The 20887-nt window shown below is 27.3% G+C and carries 17 protein-coding genes and 1 riboswitch; of the genes, 12 read left to right on the top strand and 5 right to left on the bottom strand.

Translation table 11 applies throughout. The features are described from left to right. Positions 1-144: 144 nt before the first annotated feature. The gene (locus I4U66_RS11000) at positions 145-1287 is read right to left on the bottom strand and encodes a hypothetical protein (RefSeq protein ID WP_092925723.1); all 1143 of its coding nucleotides are present in this window, start codon (positions 1285-1287) and stop codon (positions 145-147) included. Between the two features lie 173 nt (positions 1288-1460). Here I4U66_RS11000 and I4U66_RS10995 point away from each other — a divergent pair, with 173 nt between their 5' ends. The 5 genes from I4U66_RS10995 (at position 1461) to I4U66_RS14755 (ending at position 6883) form a co-directional block, all read left to right on the top strand. Beyond that, positions 1461-2468: a hypothetical protein gene (locus I4U66_RS10995; RefSeq protein WP_092925725.1), complete on the top strand. Its 1008-nt coding sequence runs from the start codon at positions 1461-1463 to the stop codon at positions 2466-2468. A gap of 158 nt (positions 2469-2626) precedes the next feature. Continuing rightward, entirely contained in the window at positions 2627-3754 is a 1128-nt protein-coding gene (locus tag I4U66_RS10990; protein ID WP_243278803.1) for a collagen-like protein, read from the top strand. Positions 3755-3930: 176 nt separating this feature from the next. Beyond that, positions 3931-5454 (top strand): FAD-dependent oxidoreductase, encoded by a 1524-nt coding sequence (locus tag I4U66_RS10985; protein ID WP_092925727.1) that lies wholly within the window; start codon positions 3931-3933, stop codon positions 5452-5454. A 237-nt stretch (positions 5455-5691) separates the two neighbouring features. Beyond that, positions 5692-6519, top strand: coding sequence for an MFS transporter (locus I4U66_RS10980; RefSeq protein WP_242871319.1), 828 nt, complete (start codon positions 5692-5694; stop codon positions 6517-6519). Further along, positions 6425-6883, top strand: coding sequence for an MFS transporter (locus tag I4U66_RS14755; RefSeq protein ID WP_242871320.1), 459 nt, complete (start codon positions 6425-6427; stop codon positions 6881-6883). Before I4U66_RS10980 ends, I4U66_RS14755 begins: the two co-directional genes overlap by 95 nt. Positions 6884-6932: 49 nt before the next feature. Here I4U66_RS14755 and I4U66_RS10975 read toward each other — a convergent pair whose 3' ends face one another. Then, on the bottom strand, positions 6933-7607 hold the full coding sequence (locus tag I4U66_RS10975; RefSeq protein WP_195928899.1) for a lysoplasmalogenase: 675 nt from the start codon (positions 7605-7607) through the stop codon (positions 6933-6935). A gap of 24 nt (positions 7608-7631) precedes the next feature. Here I4U66_RS10975 and I4U66_RS10970 point away from each other — a divergent pair, with 24 nt between their 5' ends. From I4U66_RS10970 to I4U66_RS10950, 5 genes are all read left to right on the top strand, one after another. Further along, a complete protein-coding gene (locus tag I4U66_RS10970) occupies positions 7632-9053 on the top strand; it encodes an aldehyde dehydrogenase (RefSeq protein WP_330617316.1) in 1422 nt (473 codons plus the stop codon). 96 nt (positions 9054-9149) lie between these two features. Continuing rightward, a riboswitch (cobalamin riboswitch) is annotated at positions 9150-9324 on the top strand. Positions 9325-9857: 533 nt separating this feature from the next. Beyond that, positions 9858-10769, top strand: a complete 912-nt coding sequence (locus tag I4U66_RS10965; RefSeq protein WP_195928897.1) for an ABC transporter substrate-binding protein — start codon at positions 9858-9860, stop codon at positions 10767-10769. Continuing rightward, complete coding sequence (locus I4U66_RS10960; RefSeq protein WP_092925736.1) at positions 10753-11781, top strand: FecCD family ABC transporter permease; 1029 nt, start codon at positions 10753-10755, stop codon at positions 11779-11781. The genes I4U66_RS10965 and I4U66_RS10960 overlap by 17 nt, the downstream gene beginning before the upstream one ends. Position 11782: 1 nt before the next feature. After that, positions 11783-12538, top strand: coding sequence for an ABC transporter ATP-binding protein (locus tag I4U66_RS10955; RefSeq protein ID WP_092925738.1), 756 nt, complete (start codon positions 11783-11785; stop codon positions 12536-12538). A gap of 158 nt (positions 12539-12696) precedes the next feature. Beyond that, positions 12697-13233 (top strand): hypothetical protein, encoded by a 537-nt coding sequence (locus I4U66_RS10950; RefSeq protein WP_092925740.1) that lies wholly within the window; start codon positions 12697-12699, stop codon positions 13231-13233. A 66-nt stretch (positions 13234-13299) separates the two neighbouring features. Here the strand turns inward: I4U66_RS10950 and I4U66_RS10945 are convergent, their stop codons facing one another. Both I4U66_RS10945 and I4U66_RS10940 read right to left on the bottom strand, forming a co-directional pair. After that, complete coding sequence (locus tag I4U66_RS10945; RefSeq protein ID WP_195928895.1) at positions 13300-14631, bottom strand: hemolysin family protein; 1332 nt, start codon at positions 14629-14631, stop codon at positions 13300-13302. 203 nt (positions 14632-14834) lie between these two features. Next, positions 14835-17450: a cation-translocating P-type ATPase gene (locus I4U66_RS10940; RefSeq protein ID WP_092925744.1), complete on the bottom strand. Its 2616-nt coding sequence runs from the start codon at positions 17448-17450 to the stop codon at positions 14835-14837. Between the two features lie 574 nt (positions 17451-18024). On the opposite strand from I4U66_RS10940, the gene I4U66_RS10935 reads away from it, so the two are divergent. Further along, on the top strand, positions 18025-18684 hold the full coding sequence (locus tag I4U66_RS10935) for a YczE/YyaS/YitT family protein (protein ID WP_242977290.1): 660 nt from the start codon (positions 18025-18027) through the stop codon (positions 18682-18684). Positions 18685-18850: 166 nt separating this feature from the next. On the opposite strand, the gene I4U66_RS10930 is transcribed toward I4U66_RS10935, so the two are convergent. Next, positions 18851-19756 carry a glycoside hydrolase family 73 protein gene (locus I4U66_RS10930; protein ID WP_092925746.1) on the bottom strand — a complete coding sequence of 302 codons (906 nt, stop codon included), beginning with the start codon at positions 19754-19756 and terminating at the stop codon, positions 18851-18853. Between the two features lie 321 nt (positions 19757-20077). Here I4U66_RS10930 and I4U66_RS10925 point away from each other — a divergent pair, with 321 nt between their 5' ends. Beyond that, complete coding sequence (locus I4U66_RS10925; RefSeq protein WP_195928893.1) at positions 20078-20731, top strand: FMN-dependent NADH-azoreductase; 654 nt, start codon at positions 20078-20080, stop codon at positions 20729-20731. Positions 20732-20887: the final 156 nt, after the last annotated feature.

Here is a 20887-nt window from a genome sequence, read left to right as displayed (position 1 = left end):
GATATAATTAGTAAATTAGTGAGTATAGCAAAGAAAAAGAAACAGTTTTATGGCTTCTTAGTATATATAGTTTAATAGATAATAAAAAGATAGCATGGAAATTATCACGCTATCTTTTTATTATCTACTAATAGTTTTTATTAATTAATCTTCAATCTCGTCATAAGTATCAGAAGATCCACACTTACATGGTTTTGAATCATGACAACCGTGATGATTATCACAACAACTATTATCACCAGGTTGTGAAATATCGCAATCACATTCTATATCAAGAGTTCCTTTTACACCTATTACATCTTTTATTATAGTATATACAGTTTCTTTAGGGCTAAAACATAATACTATATCAGCTTTAAATTTATATTTATTAGGTCCAGATTTAAGATTTACTAATTCACTAGAACTAGATTCAGAGTTTTCTGATTCACCAGAATCAGACTCAGAGTTTTCTAAACTAGAAGAACCATATATAGGGCATAATTCACTAGCTCTAGTAACACAATCTACCTTAAATTTACCATCGAATTTTTTGTAAATTAAAGAATCTCTTTCAAAAGGAACACATAGGTTACCGTAGAAATAAGGAGATGGAAGTCCTAAACCTGTTTCTTTAAGATTATTAAGCTTTATACAATCGCTTAACTTTGTAATTCCAGGGATTTCAAACACACCTAAAAACTCTTTATCTGGACAATCTTTTAAGTTGGCTTTTACTATTACCTTAAAATCACATACGTAATATTCTACATCATTATGATATATCTTTATCTTAATTCCTTCTGATTCATCATCACAGCCTTTAGTATTACAAATATCATCTATACAATAGTGCTTTTGAAATTTTTCCTTTGATATATATTCATTATATAAATTTTTACGTGAACCACCATAATCTTTACAAGAGCAAATAGGTCCGCTAATAGGTTTAAAACATAAATCTTCATCGTCTAAACATTCTTTAAGGATAGCATCAGGTGAATTTGGATTTTCGCTATAATTATTTCTTAAACCTAAGCATTTATATTTAACACCTACTACTTCTTTTATACATACTTTTTCACCAACTAAACCATAAGGCAGAGGTGTTACTACTTTAAATGTGGCATTTCTTAAAATTGTTGACAGTGTTGCACTTTTTAAAATTGCACAGCTAAATATTCTATTAGTTAATATTGGGTAGCATAATGTATGCTTACAATCCCATTTTAAACCCTTACAGCATCCATCAGAACAATAATCTGATGGTACAAATTTTTTTGTTGTCAAACCTCTAAAGTCATCCATCTATAAATATCCTCCCAATTATATTAATTTATAAAAAGATTTTAATCTTCTTACCCATATGATATGAGATAAAAGGGGAATTGTTACAGCTTGTATCTAAATAAAATATTTTTTTACAAGGTATAAATATTATCTATATGAATATATTGTAGTATTATTAAGGAGGGGGTAGGATGACATTTATACAAAATACTGAAATACTAATAAGAAAATCAGATAAGTGTATATCAAAGATATTTTTTAATAATGGAATCAATATAGTGAATTTTGATTCAAATTTCGAGTTAATATCTTCAAATAAGGTAATTGATAATATAAAAGGAAATACAGATATATGGTTTGATATAGATGAACAAGATAACATATATGGAATATATGATGATAAACAAGGAAGCTTAATTAAAATAGACATAAATGATAATAAAATAAATAAATCTAGTATTATTAGTTATGATAATTCTAAATATACAATAAGCTTTCCATATATAAGTAAGATAGGTAAAGATATTCATATCATATATTATTTAAAGGATAATAAAAGCAAATTATACAAATTAGTTCATAATATAAAAAGAGATAAAGAAGATATAATGTCAATTATAGATATAGTAGGATATGAAGATATAAATAATTTTATTGCAATATGTGATAATACCAATATAAATGTATTTTACTTTAAAATAGTAAAAGGATATGAAGAGGTATTTATGTGTACCTTAAATAATGAAAATTCAATTTGGTATAGCCCAATACAGATAACTAATTCAAACAAAGAAAAGATCCATTTATCAGTTACAAAAGGAACAAACAATACGTACCATATAGCCTATTCAGAAAACAATTCTAGTAAATACCAACCAATCTATAAAAGAGTCGATTTAAATAAAGAAGGCATATCGATAAGTGACAGTGTATATGTAAATGAATCCTCAGCTTGTAATATCCCTCATATAATAGAACATAAAAATATTTTACATATGCAATGGATAGAATGTGGAAATTTAAATATAAGTAAATCTTCTGATTTTGGTAAATCATGGGGCACACCTATTATAGATGATAATAGCATAGAGTATCCATTTATAAGATATTACTATAAATCAAATTGTGAGGCAGATAAAGAATATAAGGTATCAACTGTATATGGCTGCAGAAACTATATAAATATACTTGGAATATAAAAGGAATTAATGTATTTAGAATATAAAAAATAAGTATAAATATAAAATATTAATACTTGTTTTAGTAATATTTTAAGAATTTAAGATTATATTTATAGCATATAAATTATAGTGGTAGAAAGATATTATAATTAAGAGTAGGCAAGGGGGAGAGCGTGTTGGATAAATATAAAAGATATGCTTCAAAATCAAAGTCATCTAAAAATGATATAGAATGCGATAACTCCAAAGTTATAGAGCGTACGTATGATAAATATAAAAGAGAAACAGTAGGAAGGGGAGCGAAAGGAGAACAAGGTCCTCAAGGTAAGATGGGACCACAGGGACCAAGAGGAGAAAAAGGAGAGCAAGGGCTTCAAGGTAAGATAGGACCACAGGGACCAAGAGGAGAGAAAGGAGAGCAAGGACCTGAAGGGAAGGTAGGACCACAGGGACCAAGAGGAGAAAAGGGTGAACAAGGTCCTGAAGGTAAGATAGGACCACAAGGTCCAAAGGGAGAAAAAGGAGAGCAAGGACCTCAAGGTAAGATAGGACCACAGGGACCAAGAGGAGAGAAAGGAGAGCAAGGACCTGAAGGTAAAATAGGACCACAAGGTCCAAGAGGAGAAAAAGGAGAGCAAGGACCTGAAGGGAAGGTAGGACCACAGGGACCAAGAGGAGAGAAAGGAGAGCAAGGACCTGAAGGGAAGATAGGACCACAGGGACCAAGAGGAGAAAAGGGTGAACAAGGTCCTGAAGGTAAGATAGGACCACAGGGACCAAAAGGAGAAAAAGGAGAACAAGGACCTGAAGGTAAGATAGGGCTACAGGGACCAAGAGGAGAAAAAGGAGAACAAGGACCTGAAGGTAAGATAGGACCACAAGGGCCAAGAGGAGAAAAAGGAAATTCAACAGTTCAAAATAATGCTTATCTAGTTCAGTCAGAATCAGTAAGTATTAGCCCAACATCAAGATTTGTATTTAATTCTAGTTTTATAAATGGTACAGATATAAGTGTTAAAAATGATGGCATGACTGTAGTTTTATCTCCAAATGCCACATATTATATTAAGTATACAGTAACAGGAAATTCGTATAATACTTATATAGTTGGACTTAGAGTAAATGAAGCTTTAATCAAAGGATCACTAGCATACTGTGAAGAAGGTATTAAAAATTCAATTAGTAATGGAGCTATATATACTACTGGAAATTGTGAAGAGGAACTTGACTTATATAATTTTTCTAACAGAAATATAAAAACAATACCAAATTCAGTTAATATGCAAATAATAAGAATTAATTAACTTTATAAATAAGATTAATTAAAAATAATAAAAAGCTATCTTACAAAGTAAGATAGCTTTTTGTTTATGTATTTATAGTGGTTTATTTGTATATTTAAGCTCAATATTTATAATAATTATGTATTTTAATGGGAAATATACTATATCATGGACAAATTAAATTAAGGAGAAATGAAATGAATGAATCTTATTGGATTTTAAGCTCTAAGCATAGTGAGTTAGGTAGCTTAGAAAAAAATATAAAAACAAATATTTTAATAGTTGGTGGAGGAATAGTAGGAGTTACAACAGCTTATTTATTAGCTAAAAATGGTTTAAAATCTACTATTGTTGATGCTAATAAAATAGGTTATGGAGGTTCTGGGAGAAATACTGGAAAGATAACCTCACAACATGGAATAATATATTCAAAGATAAATCAAAAGTACGGAATAAAAGATGCTAAATTATACTATGAAGGTAATAATCAGGCACTTAATTTAATTGAAAAAGTAACAAAAGAACACAATATAGACTGTAATTTAAAAAGAGAAGACTCATATATACTTGCACAAAATGAAAATTACTTAGAAGAATTAAAAGAGGAATATGAGATTTGTAAAAAAATAGGGATTGATTGCGAGTACCATAAAAGTTTAGATTTACCAGTAGATGTGAAGGGAGCTATTAGTTTTAAAAATCAATGTCAATTTAATCCTAAAAAGTATATAGATGGATTACTAAAAGAATGTATAAACTTAGGGGTTAAAGTTTATGAAAACACACCTATAGTTGACTTTAATAAAGGAGAAGTTTGTGAATTAAGAACCAACAAAAATAATAAAATCTTTGCAGATATAGTTGTAATAGCATCACATATGCCTTGGTATGATGGTAAAAACCTTTACTTTGCAAAAGAAAAGGGAGGAAGGTCTTATTTAATAGCTGGCAAACTAGAAAAAGACATAATCCCAGGAATGTTTTTAGGAGTTGAGGAACAAGGGATAACATTTAGAACTTATAATGAAGGGAATAGAAAACTATTAATATTTGGTGGTGGAGATCATAAAGTTGGTCAGTGTAAAAATGAAGAAGAAATGTATGAAAAACTAAAAAATTATGCAAAAGATAAATTTAAAATTAAAGAATTTAAATATCAATGGTCAGCTCAAGATTATATGAGTTATGACTACCTACCTTATATAGGTCATATAAACAAAAAACAAGACAATGTATATGTAGCTACAGGATTTTCTAAGTGGGGAATGAGTAATGGAACTTTATCAGCAATAATAATAAGTGATCTTATAGCTAAAAAAGAATCTATATATGAAAATCTATTTAATCCATCTAGAAAAAGTAGCTATTTAACAACAGATTTTTATAAAGAAAATTTAAATATGACAATAGAGTATATAAAAGGGAAATTTAATATAGGAAAAGAAGAATTATATATAGAAAAAGGAGAAGGGCAGATTGTAACTATTGATGGAAAAAGATATGGGGCTTATAGACATCTTAATGATGAACTTTATATAGTTGATATAACTTGTACTCATCTAGGTTGCGAGCTTAGATTTAATTCAGCAGAAAAAACTTGGGACTGCCCATGCCATGCTTCTAGATATGATTATAAAGGAAATGTATTAGAAGGACCTACTGTAAAACCTTTAAAAAGATACGGAGAAGGAAAAAATCATATTCATATAAACTTGAATTAAGGTATATATAATATATTTAAAGACAGAATATAACTTAAAATTTACGAATTTTAAATTTATATAAAACGAGGAGCTATCAAAATGATTGCTCCTCATTTTATATCTTACAGTTGTATATTATTAATTAAATAAAATGTATATGCTTTGAATGTTAAATAATAATATTAAGATTACTTGAATATACTAAAGTGGACAGAAACTTTACAAAAACAATCTGCTCATATTTAGGAGGTAGATATGAGTATAAAAAACAATGTTCTCTTTCAAAAGCTAGAACTTAGACAATTTTGTACTTATAGATTTATATTTGGAATAAGTTATAGCTTTATGATTCCTATAATACCACTTTTCCTTGATTCAATTGGAATAACTACAGTTATGATTGGTACTATAATGTCTTTATATGGAGTAAGCAAAACACTAGCACAGATTCTATTTGGGAGAGTATCTGATTATATAGGAGATAAAAAAACTTTAATATTTGCTTTGATACTAATGACCTTTGTTCCATTTTGTTATACCATAACAAATAAGCATATAATAGCAGGAAGCTTATACATAGTACAAGGAGCAGTACTTGGTATGTTAGCACCTGCTACTTATTCTATATTATCAAGATCCGTAGAAGTAACTAGAAGAGGAGAGAGTACAGGATTAGCAGCAGCAGTTTTTACATTCGGTGGAGGAATAGGTGCTGCTATTGCTGGATACATTTTATCAAATACTGGTAGTTATGATATTGTATTTTATTTATCTTCAGGAGGGATATTGCTTACACTTATATATGTAATATTTAAGGTAGAAAAAGGCAAATTGGATCATTCTAAGTGTAGTAGCAAAAAGAAAGCTATAAAAGAAGAAATTAAAAGATATAGTTTAAAATATAAAATAATTATGTTATGCGCTATTGCATTTTTAGGAGACTATATATGGATGTGTAGTTGCTTTATTCCATTTTTATGGACAGGAAGTGCTGGGAGCTACTACATCGTACACTTCATCAATTATATCAATATACTTATTTGTATTTGGGTTAGGAGCACCTATTGCAGGGTGGGTAAGTGATAAGATAGGAAATAAAAGACAATTATTTTTATCTTTTTGTGTTATTAATATAACCTTACTTGGATTATCTTTTACAAGAAGCATATCTATATTTACCACTATAATAATAGTATATTTTCTTGGAGCAACTTTTTTAAATGCTTCACTTCAAAGTCTTTTATCAGAGTTTGGGGAAAATCCTAAAATAAAGGGTAGCGTATTTGGTATAGTTGGAGCATCTGAATCTTTTGGATATGCACTTGGGCCAATGTTATCTGCACATGCATATAATTTTAATAAGTCTTGGTTATTTTTAAGTCTATTATTAGTTTCAATGATAGTTTCAATTATTTATTTACTATTATATAAAAAAGCTAAAATATAAAATTTAATAAAATAACCCCTATGTCAAAACTTAAGACATAGGGGTATTTTTACATGTATGAAACACTTAATGCTATACAACATTGTGCAATGTAATAAACTAAAAGATTAAGACCTGCCATAAATTTTGGACAATCTCTATAAAAATATACAAAAGACAATATTAAATCAGAAACTATAAATAATAATGCTCCAATTATAACTAAAAATACTCCAAAATTATTAAATCCTACTAAATATAAAGATATTGATTTTATAAACATAAAGCTAATAAGTACAGCATAAAAGGCTATATATCTAAATACTCCTTTAAAATCAAAGTTTTTAATAGACTTTAGTATAGATAAAGAACCTATGGAAAGTATAGCAGTAAATAAAATATCATAAACAGTTAAAGAAGTAATAGATACAAAACATAAGGAAAAGAATATATGAGCTATACTAAAGCTTAAAAGACCATGAATAAAAGCATTACCCATAGAGTTTTTACTTCCATTCTCAAATATAAGAAATATATCTCCAAATAGTGAAAATATAAGCCCCATAAGTATAAGTATAAAATAAGTAAAATTATTACTAGAACTATATCCATTTATACATATTCCTATAAATAATAAGCTAGTTACAGTTTTTAAAATAGGCCTTAAATTTTTAAAAGGTTTATATGTAAAATAAATAAGGCTTATTAAAGATAAAGTCATAAAAAAAAATAATAAATAGACCATAACAACCTCCTCAATATACAATAAATAATATATAATTATAATAATACAATATATGTAAATTCACAGAAAAGAGATGAGAGATTGATAAAAGATATATTAAATAATCAAAGGTTATACTTTGAAAGCAATAAGACTAAAGATATAAACTTTAGATTAGATAAATTAAAAACTCTTAAAAAAGCTATAGTAGAAAATGAAGAGGCTATACTTAATGCACTTTATAAAGATTTAGGAAAATCACATTTTGAAGGATATGAAACAGAAATTGGTATAGTATTAGAGGAGATAAACTACGCTATAAAACATTTAAAAAGTTGGAGCAAAAATAAGAAAGTATCAACTCCTATAACTCAATTTCCTGCTAAAAGTTATATAGTAAGTGAACCTTATGGAGTAGTACTTATAATGGCGCCTTGGAATTATCCCTTCCAATTAACTATATCTCCGCTTATAGGTGCTATAGCTGGTGGAAATTGCTCAATACTTAAGCCATCGGAGTTTTCAGTTCATACTTCTAAGGTAATAGTTGATATTATAAATAAGTACTTTGAAAGAGGATATATAAACGTAATAGAAGGTGGAATAGGAGTTAATCAACAGATATTAGAAGAAAGATTTGATTATATATTCTTTACAGGTAGTGTAAATGTAGGAAAGATAGTAATGAATAAAGCATCTAAATATTTAACACCAGTAACCCTTGAACTAGGAGGTAAAAGCCCTTGTATAGTAGAAAAGTCAGCAAATGTAGACCTAAGTGCTAAAAGAATAGTATGGGGGAAATTTTTAAATGCGGGTCAAACCTGTGTAGCACCTGATTATATTATAGTGCACAAAGATATTAAAAAAGATTTAATAGATAATATGAAAAAATATATAATAAAGTTTTATGGAAATAATCCTATTGAAAGTGTGGACTATCCTAAAATAATAAATAAAACACACTTTGATAGATTAAATAATCTTATGAAAAACACAGATGTAATTATAGGTGGAAATATAGATAAATCTAAATTAAAAATAGCACCGACCATTATAGATAATATAGACCATACTTATCCTATAATGGATGAAGAAATATTTGGACCACTACTTCCTATAATAACTTATGAAGATTATAAAGATATAATAGAAATAGTAAAAAAACATCCAAATCCACTAGCACTATATTTATTTACTAAAAATAAAGATATTGAAAAATACATAACAAATAATATAGCTTTTGGAGGAGGGTGTATAAATGATACTATAATCCATCTAGCCACTTCAAATCTTCCATTTGGAGGTAGAGGAACTAGTGGAATGGGATCTTATCATGGTAAGAAAAGCTTTGATACTTTTACACATAAAAAGAGTATACTTAAAAAGTCAAATTTAATAGATATACCAGTTAGATATGCACCTTATAAGGGCAAATTAAAATTACTTAAAAAGATATTAAAATAAATATATTAATTTATAGATCAAATATTTAAAGTAGATTATAAATAAAGGTTTTGATATAATTAAATTAAAGTATATAATACTTGAATGTATAAAATTTAATAAATATAAAGTGCTTGGTGTCAAGTAGACTTAATAGGGAATTAGATGAAAATTCTAAGCTACCCCAGTAACCGTAAAACTGACGAAATCTTAAAAAGCCACTGATAATTCGGGAAGGCAAGAAAGTAGGAAGAAGTTGAGCCGGGATACCTGCCAGTACTTTTTAATCTATTGCCTTCTGAGGGTAGGGTATATAATTAATTTGAATAATTTAGCATACTCTAAGAGTGTGCTTTTTGTATTTAATTTATATAAATATCATTTCAGCTAATAACACTGCAGTTAAATATAGAAATAAGTGTTAAATCAAAATATTCTTATCTTTATATAACTTAAATAATAAGATATGTTTAAAAATAATAAAGTATAAATGTACTTCATTTGACATTAAAATGACACATTTTGACGCGATATAATGATAAACTAAGATTAAAGATTACATAATCCTTAGTAAAATGATAATTTGTATCTATAAAACTATAAATATTTAAAAGAAAGGAGGAGTAAGTTCAAGGATATGTCATTTAATAATAACTAAAAATTAATTAGATTAATGCATAGACATGAAAGGCAAAACAATGAAGTAGATGAGTTAAAATTTAAATTTGTAAATACCCCTTCAGGATGCTTCTATGTTGAATTAAATAAAGACAACGACATAGAATAAAAAACTTATAAGGAAAATTTAAAAATAAGGAGTAAAATATGAAAAAGAAAGTATTAAGTATAATAATGGCTGTAACCTTGGTAATGCTTACAGTAGTTGGATGTTCAAGTAAAGAAGTGGTTATAAAAGACAGAGAAGGCAGAGAGATTAAAGTACCAAATAAAATAGATAGAATAATATCAACAGCACCATCTAATACTGAAGTATTAGTAGAACTTGGACTTGCTGATAAGCTAGTAGCAGTAGATAAGTATTCAGCAGATGTCGCAGGTATACCAGATAATGTAGAATTAATAGATTTTTCCAAGCCAGATGCAGAAAAAATAATAGGATTAGAGCCTGACATAATAGTAGCATCAGGGCATAATAAAACTGGTTCAACTGAAGATCCATTTAAGATAGTTGAAGAATCTGGAATAAGTGTAGCTTACATACCAAGTAGTAATAGTATACAAGGGATATATGACGATATAACTTTTATATCTGAAGTAACTAACACTAAGGAAAAAGGCAAGAAAATAGTAGAAAATACAAAATCTCAAATTGAGGATATAGCTAAAAAAGGTAAAGATATAAAAAATAAGAAAAAAGTTTATTTTGAAATAGGACCAGCTCCAAATCTTTATAGCTTTGGTAACTCGACATTCTTAAATGAAATGATAGAATTAATAGGAGCTAAAAATATACTTAAAGATGAAAATGCTTGGATATCACCAAGTGCAGAAACTATAATAGATAAAAATCCAGATGTTATATTAACTAATGTTAATTACATAGAAAATCCAACTGATGAAATAAAAGGTCGTGAAGGTTGGGAAAATATAAATGCAGTAAAAAATAATCAAGTTTATCAAATAGATACAAATTCATCATCTCGTCCATCTCAACATATAATAAAAGCCCTAAATGAGATGGCAAAGGCAATATATCCAAATGTATACAACAACTAGAAAGTGGGCATTACTTTCTATCCCAATAGTATTTATAATATTTTGTATTGGAACTTCTATTGGAAGTTCCAATATTAATATAATAGACACTGCACAGATACTTTTTTACAAATTATTTAATCTATCACTAGGAGATAATATAAATCCTAAAGATGTATCTATAATATGGGCCCTTAGAGTACCAAGAGTATTACTAGCATTTTTAGTTGGTGGTTCACTTGCTGTAAGTGGATCAGTAGTCCAATCTATTTTAAAAAATGAACTAGCATCTCCATATACCCTAGGAGTATCATCAGGTGCATCACTAGGTGCAGGTCTAGTTATAATACTTGGGGTAAACATACCTTTTTTAGGAAATTTAACTCTACCTTTAATAGGTTTTTTATTTGGGCTTTTTACAGTATATGGAGTTATAGTATTTTCCTCTAAAATAGATAAAACAATGTCAAATAACACCATAATACTTGCGGGTATGGTATTTTCTTTATTTGTAAATGCGCTTTTAACAACTATAACGGCGTTATTTAGTGAAGACTTAAAAAGTATAAGTCTATGGCAAATGGGAAGTTTTGCTATGAAAGGATTCTCAGCAGTTAAAGCTATAATACCATTTTGTGTAATAGGTATAGTTGGTATTTTAATATATACAAAAGAAATGGATATATTAACTTTTGGTGAAGAACAAGCTAAAGCTGTCGGAGTAAATACTACTAAAGTGAAAAAAAGACTATTTATATTTTCAGCAATACTTACAGGAAGTGCGGTAGCATTAAGTGGGACTATAGGATTTGTAGACTTGATAGCACCTCATATAGTTAGACGTATATTTGGTTCTAAGCACTCTTACGTAATACCAATGTCATTTGTATTTGGTGGGAGCTTAATGGTAATAACAGACTTAATAGCAAGAACTGTAGTAACACCAGCAGAACTACCAGTAGGTGCTGTGACGGCTATAATTGGTGCGCCATTTTTTGCTTATGTATATTTTAGTAAAGGTAAGAGGTCATAATATGTTAGAAGTTAAAAATCTTTTTTGTAGTTATGATAATGTAGATATAATAAAAAATGTAAGTTTTAAAGTAGAAAAGGGTAAAAATTTATGTATAGTAGGTCCAAATGGATGTGGTAAAAGTACATTACTAAAGTCCATTGCAAATATTATAGATTATAGAGGCAGCATAAAAATAGACAATGATGAAGTAAATACTTTAAGTAGAAAACAATTAGCTACTAAAATAGCCCTTATGAGCCAAATAAGTCAAATATACTTTCCATATAGTATATATGAAACAGTTTCACTTGGAAGATATGCACACTCTAGTGGTATATTTAACTCTTTAAATAAAAAAGATAAAGAGTTAATATTAGATTCAATAGATAAAGTAGGATTATTAGACATTAAAGATAAGCCTATTACTGAATTATCAGGAGGTCAGCTTCAAAGGGTATTTTTAGCTAGAACATTTGCTCAGGATCCAGATGTAATACTTCTTGATGAACCAACTAACCACTTAGATTTAAAGTATCAAATAGAGTTACTAAAGCATCTATCTACTTGGGCTAAAGAAAAAAATAAAATAGTAATTGGAGTACTTCATGACTTAAATTTAGTACATTTTTTTAGTGATGATGTATGTTTAGTTAACAATGGAGAAATAGTAGCATATGGAAAGTCAAGAGATGTATTTAAAGGAGACAATTTAAAAGAAATATATAAGATAGATGTAGCTAAATTTATGATAGAAGTATTAGAAAAATGGAAATAAAAAACTATAGTGATAACTATAGTTTTTTTTATTTTTATAAATGATTTGATTAAAAAAATTATATAAAATAGCAATGTATTTTTAATTATACAAAGAATAATAATAGTTGTACTGTAGATAATATAAATATACAACAACTTAGTAAAAGGAGAATTTTAATGAAAAATAAGCCCACTAAAGTAATATTAACTATAGCTAGTATACTACTTTGTTTAGGTATTTTTACAAACAAAATATATGCTATTGAAAATAAAATAAGCACAGTGCCTGTAGTAGTACAAGACCTGCAAGACAAGGAAGCTCTTGCTAATATATTTAGAGAAATCAAAATGATAAGAGACAATATGAGAACTATAGATATAAATACTCAAACTATAAAGGAAAAAAGTGGGATACTAAAACCACAAATAACATCATATATGAATCAATTACAAGGGGTATCTAATAATCTAGAAAGACATAAAAGTATATATAAAGATTCTCAGCCAGATATATTTGTTGCAGATCAACTGCAAATACTATCATCTGTATATCAAGCACTTTTACGAGATCAATTAATATTGATAGATGGACTTTTAAAAGATGATCCAGAATCAAGCAAATTAGTTTTTTCTGATTATTTATACACTATATACTATTATGTGACATTAGGTGATCAAATGCTTAACTATATAAATGAAAACTACGGATTTTAAAATCATATTTTATAACATAAAATGAGCTATCTTTATATAAAGATAGCTCACTTTTATATAGAAATTTTAATTATCAACCTCATGAAATATATTATCAAAATGAATTTTAATATCTTGAATTCTTCTATTTTCAACTTTTAGAATAGTAAACTTAATATCATTTATTAAAAGCTCTGTATTTTCATCAGGAATTTCATCTAAATTAGTTATTAAATAACCATTTAAAGTATCATAATCTCCTTCATCTAAATCAAGTTCAAATTCTTCATTAAAATTATTTATAGATAGAGAACCTTTGACTATATAATTATTATCATCAATTTTTTTTATAGGTTTTTCTTCTAAATCATATTCATCTTCTATATCACCGACAATTTCTTCTATTAAGTCTTCTAATGTAACTATTCCACTAAAGCCTCCATACTCATCAAATAATAAAGAAAGATGTATTTTTTTTTCTTTTAAAACCTTAAATAGTTCATTAGTTCTTTTAATTTCTGGAACAAAATAAGGTTCATGAAGAAGGTTTTCTAATTTAACATTTTCAAATCCTACTTTTCTGGCTTCATTAAATAGATCTTTAATATACAATACACCTACTATATTATCTATATCATCTTTGAAAACTGGTATCCTTGAATAATTAAGATCACATATTTCATCTAATATAGTATTTATATCATCATCTATATCTATTAAAAAAGTATCACTTCTTGGAGTCATTATTTCTTTAGCCAACTTATCATTAAAGTCAAATACTTTATATATCATTTGCTTTTCATCATATTCTATACAGCCATCTTCTTGAGATTGTATTATAAGTGACCTTAATTCTTCTTCAGATATTTTTTCTTCTATATCAACGTCATTATTTTTAGTTAACTTTAAAACTAGAGAAGTGGACATAGAAAGTATTTTTATAAAGGGTTTAGCGATTATAGATATAAGATAAACTGGCTTTACAGAAAATAGTGCTATACTTTCAGCTTTTTTAAGAGCTATTCTCTTAGGTACTAATTCACCAAAAACTAGTGTAAAGTATGATAATAATAAAGTTATACTTATCATAGATATTTCACTAGTATATGGAAGGTTTAATGGAATTAATACTGTCTCTAAATAGCTAGATAACCCAGTAGCAGCAGATGCACTTGAGAAAAAACCAGCTAGTGTTATACCAATTTGTATAGTAGATAAGAAGTTACTAGGTTCTGCTATAAGCCTTTGAAGTAAGATTGCTTTTTTATTACCTTCATCGCTTAAAGATTTGATTTTTGATTTGTTAACAGAAACTATAGCCATTTCTGCTGAAGCAAAGAATGCATTAATACTTGTAAGTATTACTATTAAAACTAATTGTGGGATCAAGTTCCCGGGGTCTGAATCTAAATTACTCATTTTTTCCTCCTAAACATTTTAAATTTAATACATTATTTTAATTAATGAGATTTGTTAGATACTATATATGTAGTATATAATATAAGTTTGTCTAAGGTTATAAACCTTAGACAAATAATTTATTTAAAACATCTTGCTTAACTATACAATAGATAGACTTATAGACAAAAAGGGTAGTTGTTTATTAAGCAAGATATAGTAAGCTATTTTTTCGTTATAAATTTAGTTCCTTCCATTAGCAATGTACTAATAATTGCTAATACTAAACAAGTTATAAAGCTTGTAAAGTTGTAATTATTTGGTATTGAGAAAATATCTCTCATAAATGGAAGTAGTGTAAGTGAAAACATACCTAAGCAAGTAACAACAGCACCTAATGCATATTTATTAGATTTAAATCCGATCTTAAATATAGTTTCAGTGTTTGATCTTGATGCAAAAGTCTGTATTATTCTAGATAATGTTAAAGTTGAGAAGGCCATAGCTACTCCCATTTCAGGTGAAGTTTTAAGACCAATATATTGAGCTATTATAGTAACTAGACCAATAATAGAACCTCTAGTTAATACAGATTTTAAAGTATCTTTTGATAATATTTTTTCATTAATATCTCTTGGAGGATTTTTCATAACAGACTTTTCAGGCTGTTCAAGTCCAAGAGCAATTGCTGGTAGGGAATCTGTAACTAAGTTTATAAATAGTAATTGTATAGTTGTAAATGGATTAGGTAAGTTAGCAAATACAGAAAATAGTATAGCTATTATTCCACCTAGATTACCTGAAAATAAATAAGTTATAGATTTTTTTATGTTAGTATAAACTGTTCTACCAACTTCAACAGCATTTACGATACTAGCAAAGTTATCATCAACTAACACCATAGCAGATGCATCTTTAGCAACTTCAGTACCACTACCCATACCTATACCTATATCTGCTTGCTTAAGTGCAGGAGCATCATTAACGCCATCACCAGTCATAGCACATACTTTACCTTTTCTTTGCCATGCTTTTACTATTCTTATTTTATTTTCTGGTGAAACTCTAGCATAAACTGATATATGTTCTAATTTTTCATCTAACTCTTTATCACTTAATAAATCAAGCTCTTTACCAGTTAAAGCTATATCATCAGCCTCCATTATGCCAATATCTTTAGCAATGGCAGCAGCAGTAGTTTTATGGTCTCCTGTTATCATAACAGTTTTTATACCAGAATTTTTAGCATTTTTAACTGCATCATAAACTTCTTCTCTAGGAGGGTCTATCATTGCAGTAAGACCTATTAAAGTAAGATTATTTTCATCACTTATATCTAAATTAGTATCATTAACTTTCTTAGTTGCAAAAGCTAAAACTCTAAGAGCTTTATTTGAAAACTCTTCATTTTTTTTCTTATAATCTTCTATTATTTCATCAGTTATAGAAACTACCTCTCCATCTTCAAGTGAATAATTACATCTACTAAACACAATATCAGGGGCACCTTTAGTAAACATTACTAAGTCACCATCTATTTTATTAATAGTAGACATTAATTTTCTATCACTATCAAAAGGTAATTCTCCAACTCTTTCGTATTTTTCTCTTATAGATTTGTAGTCAAATTCATTTTTATTAGCATAGTTCATAAGTGCTATTTCTGTTGGGTCACCAATTTCAACACCTTCGCTAGTTATATCTGAATCGTTACAAAGACTTGCGCAAAGTATTAAAGAAGACTCATTAAGTGAAATATTATTAGTTAAAGCAATCTCACCATCAACATTATCAGCAAGTACTTTAGAAGTAGAACCATACATATAAGTATCTACAACAGTCATTTTGTTTTGAGTTAAAGTACCAGTTTTATCAGTGCATATGACACTTGTAGAACCTAGCGTTTCAACTGCTGGAAGTTTTCTTATTATAGCTTGTTTTTTAGCCATAGTGTTAGTTCCAACTGCTAAAACTATAGTAACTATAGAAGATAATGCTTCTGGTATTGCAGCAACTGCAATGGCAACTGAGAACATAAATGAATCAATAACACTTGCATTTCTTAAAAGCTGAATAGCAAATATAAGAGCTGCTAAACCTACTATACCAATTCCAAGTTTTTTACCAAATTCATCTAATTTAACCTGAAGTGGTGTTTGCTTATTTCCTGCATTATCTAGCATATGTGCTATCTTACCCATTTCAGTATTCATAGCTGTAGATGTAACAACATAAACACCTCTACCATATACTACCATTGAGCCACTAAATACCATATTTTTTTGATCGCCAAGGGCAACTTCTTCTTCTATCATATTTTCATGTTTTAGTACAGGTTCACTTTCACCAGTTAACATTCCCTCAACAACCTTAAGGCTTTGAGATTCTATAACTCTACCATCTGCTGGGACGTAGTCGCCGGCCTCTAGGATAACTACATCTCCAGGAACTAGTTCTCTTGAATCTACAGTAATCTTTATGCCATTTCTTATAACTTTAGCAGTAGGAACTGATAATTTTTTTAAACTATCAAGTGAACCTTCAGCTTTTTGGGTTTGAACAACTGATAATATAGAGTTTAGTATTAAAACTGCAAATATTATAACTGATTCAATTGCTTCACCTAAGAATATTTGAACTAGAGCTGCTACTAAAAGAATAATAACTAATGGATCTTTAAATGTTTCTAAAAACAATTTAAAAACAGAAGTTTTTTCCTTTTCTTTTAGTTCATTATAGCCATGCTTAGAGAGCTTCTTGTCAAACTCCTCCTGTGTAAGACCTTGTAAGCTAGAATCTAGCTCATTTAAGACTTTTTCAATATTTTTTTTGTAAAACATTAACATACCTCCATTTGCTTTTTTTGGCAAATAAAAAAGACCTCATGAATAAATTATTAAACGTAAATTTATTCTGAAGGTCTTGCTAACAAGTTATGTACTTGCTAATCAACCGGGATATTATCCGACATGACGATTGATTATCACAAAGTGTGAAAGCTACTCCCCCTCAGGGAGACTTATTTATTTATATAGTCATTATATTCCCATTATTATATATTGACAACACTTTTTTTTTATTTAACTTAGATTTAACATTTAAATGTTATATACCAATCTACAAAATTCGACCAATTATTATAAAAAAATATAGATAAAGCATTGATTTAACTGGTATTTAATATATTAAAATTTAAATATATATTAGCATACAATAAAGTGAAATTTTATTAATAGTAAAGTATATAAATATTATATTAAATATAAAAACTAGTGTATTAGTATATATAAATAACTGAATTTATATTATAATAGTTTCAATTAATAAATGTAACGAGGTGAGAAGATTAAAGTATTAATAATAAATAGTTTTGATTTAATCAATTTGTATTACATATATTAGGGAGGAAGAAATTTGAGTACAATATTAAAAAAACTTATTAGATTATTTTTAGGATTATGGTTTTGTGCTATGGGTATAGCATTTATGGTAAATGCTAAACTAGGACTATCACCATGGGATGTACTTCACCAAGGTATAGCTAATAAAATAGGAATAACAATCGGAACTGCTACAATAGCAGTAGGGCTTATATTAGTTATAATAGATGTCATACTAGGTGAAAAAATTGGTTGGGGAACTGTATTAAATATGATATTTATAGGAATATTTTTAGATATCATATTGTTTAGTGGCCTAATACCAGTTTCTAATAATTTAGTATTTGGCATAGTAATGCTTATAATAGGAATGACTCTTATGGGGTTTGGAATGGTTTTATATTTAGGAAGTGGACTTGGCAGTGGACCCAGAGATGGTATGATGATCGCTTTTCAAAAGATAACTAAAAAGCCTATAAAGGTAGTAAGAGGAACTATGGAAATTAGTGCTTTAATACTTGGCTACTTATTAGGTGAACCAGTAGGTATAGGAACTTTAATAACAGCATTTTGTCTTGGACATTTTATACAGTTAGTATTTAAAATATGTAACTTTAAAAGTGCTAACATAAAACATAGATTTATATATCAAGATATAGAATATGCTAAATCTTATTTAAGTAAAAATACTTAAGCAATTTATTTTGTATGTATTAGATTTTATATCATTAAATAATTATATTAAAAATAAAAGGAGTAAATCTAGTAATTAAAAATTATTTAGAAGTACTCCTTTTATTTTTAATACATATTTACCAATGCATCAAAACTTTATAGAGCTTACATTAGAAAATGTATAATTATTTATTTTTTTTAACTGCAACTTCATTATCTATTAATTGAAGATTATATTGTTTAATTAAATTTATTAAGTATTGTGCATAGACTTTTTTACCATTTGAATCTTCTATAGTAGAGTAACCAGCATTTTGTAAAGCAATCGCTTGAGGGATATATGTTTTTGCAGAAAACACTCCATTATTTTTATATCTCTTGTTTTCATATAAAAACTTGCCATGATCACGAATAGAATCGTATTTATTTTTATATTTTCTAAATTTATCATTTATAGTATTATTATAAAATTCATTAGTTTCAAGAAATACAGATTCCCCATTCCAATTAGTATCAGCCTTTATACCAAAGTAATTATTAAAATCTGAAGAGAGTCTAGATTCACCCCAATTAGATTCTAATATTGCTTGAGCTATAGTTATAGATGGTAATACTTTATACTTTTCATAATTATCTATTGCAACTTCTTTTATATCATTTATAAAATTCATATATTTAGTATTTGGTGAAGTTTTATTAGGTGTTAAACTATAATGCTTTAAATCATCTATATATTTATATACTAAAGAGGTCTTTTCCTTATCTAAGTTTAATTTCTTAATAACACTTTCTAGAGAATTTATATAATATTTACCTGAATTTTCTTTTATAAACATATTTGAAATTTTAAATATTTCACTATCGTCTACCTTGTTTTGATTATTATTGTTTAAAACACTTACTATAGAACATACGTATTTCCAATTTACTTGAACTTTATTTTCACTAGCTTTATCAACAATATTTATATATTTAGAAACATTAATATCATCCAAATCTATGTTTTTTTGTTTATTTAAAATTTTTGACCCTATAAAAATACATATTAAAACAGATATAACACATATGATTATAGTTTTATTTATCTTCATTTTATCATCTCCCTTAATATAAACTTGAACTTTATTGTATCATATATATTTAAATTAAAAATAGAATTTACAACTAATTTACAAGTTATATAATAAAGTAAGTTTTTATTAAGGTTTATTTAAGGTTAAATTTAAGCTTCTTTAAATTTGAAAGAATATATTATGTTTGTAAGAAAAAGAAGCATAATATAATTAGTATTTATTTAAGGTATAGAAATAGAGATAATTATATAGATGTAAAAGTTATTTGAGTATAAAGATAGTATAAAAATATAATTGTTACTAAAAATAATAATAATTATATAAAGAAAGGGAGTTATTATGAAAAAGTTATTATATATAAGTGTAAACTCAAAACCTGAAAATTTATCATCAAGCAAAACAGTAGCAAGAAAATTTATAAATAGATTTTTAGAAAGAAATAAAGGTTTTGTTGTTGAAGAAATTGATTTATATAAAGAACATATACCAAGACTTGAGTATCAATACTTTGAAAAAAGAAACTGCATAGTAAGTGAAGAAAATTCAAGAAAGTTAGATGATAAAGATAGAAAAGAAATACAAAAAATTAGAAAACTATGTGATCAATTTATCAGTGCAAATGTATATGTTATAGCAGCACCAATGTGGAGTTTATCATTTCCAGCACCACTTAAAGAATATATAGACTGTATTATTCAAGATAAAAAAACTATAAGTTTTAGTAATGAAAATAAAAAGCCTAAAGGTCTACTTGATGATAAACCTAGAACAATGATTTATATTCAATCATCGGGCGCTCATGTACCTTGGATATTAAAGCCTGCTTTTAACAAAGGAGTGAACTATATAGAAGATATAGCTAAATTTATGGGAATTAAAAAATTTGAAGATTTATTAGTAGATGGAACAGGTTATACAGAAGAAGAAAGATTAGGCGCTATAAAAAAAGCAACAGATCATATAGATGATGTTATAGATTCTATGAAATTTTAAGTAATCATATGTTTAGTTATATAATTATCTTAAGTTATATATATTATAAAATAATAAAAAAGGAGATATTTATGCTAAAATATCTCCTTTTTTATGTTTAGTAAAACTAAATAAAACAAAAATTTTTATAAACTCAAAATTATATATACTAAACTA

Source organism: Romboutsia sp. D33t1_170424_H2 (genome assembly GCF_015669105.1).
GTDB classification, from domain to species: domain Bacteria; phylum Bacillota; class Clostridia; order Peptostreptococcales; family Peptostreptococcaceae; genus Romboutsia_C; species Romboutsia_C hominis.
The sequence above is the reverse complement of the archived record's forward strand: the minus strand, read 5'-3'. Positions and strand labels throughout refer to the sequence as shown.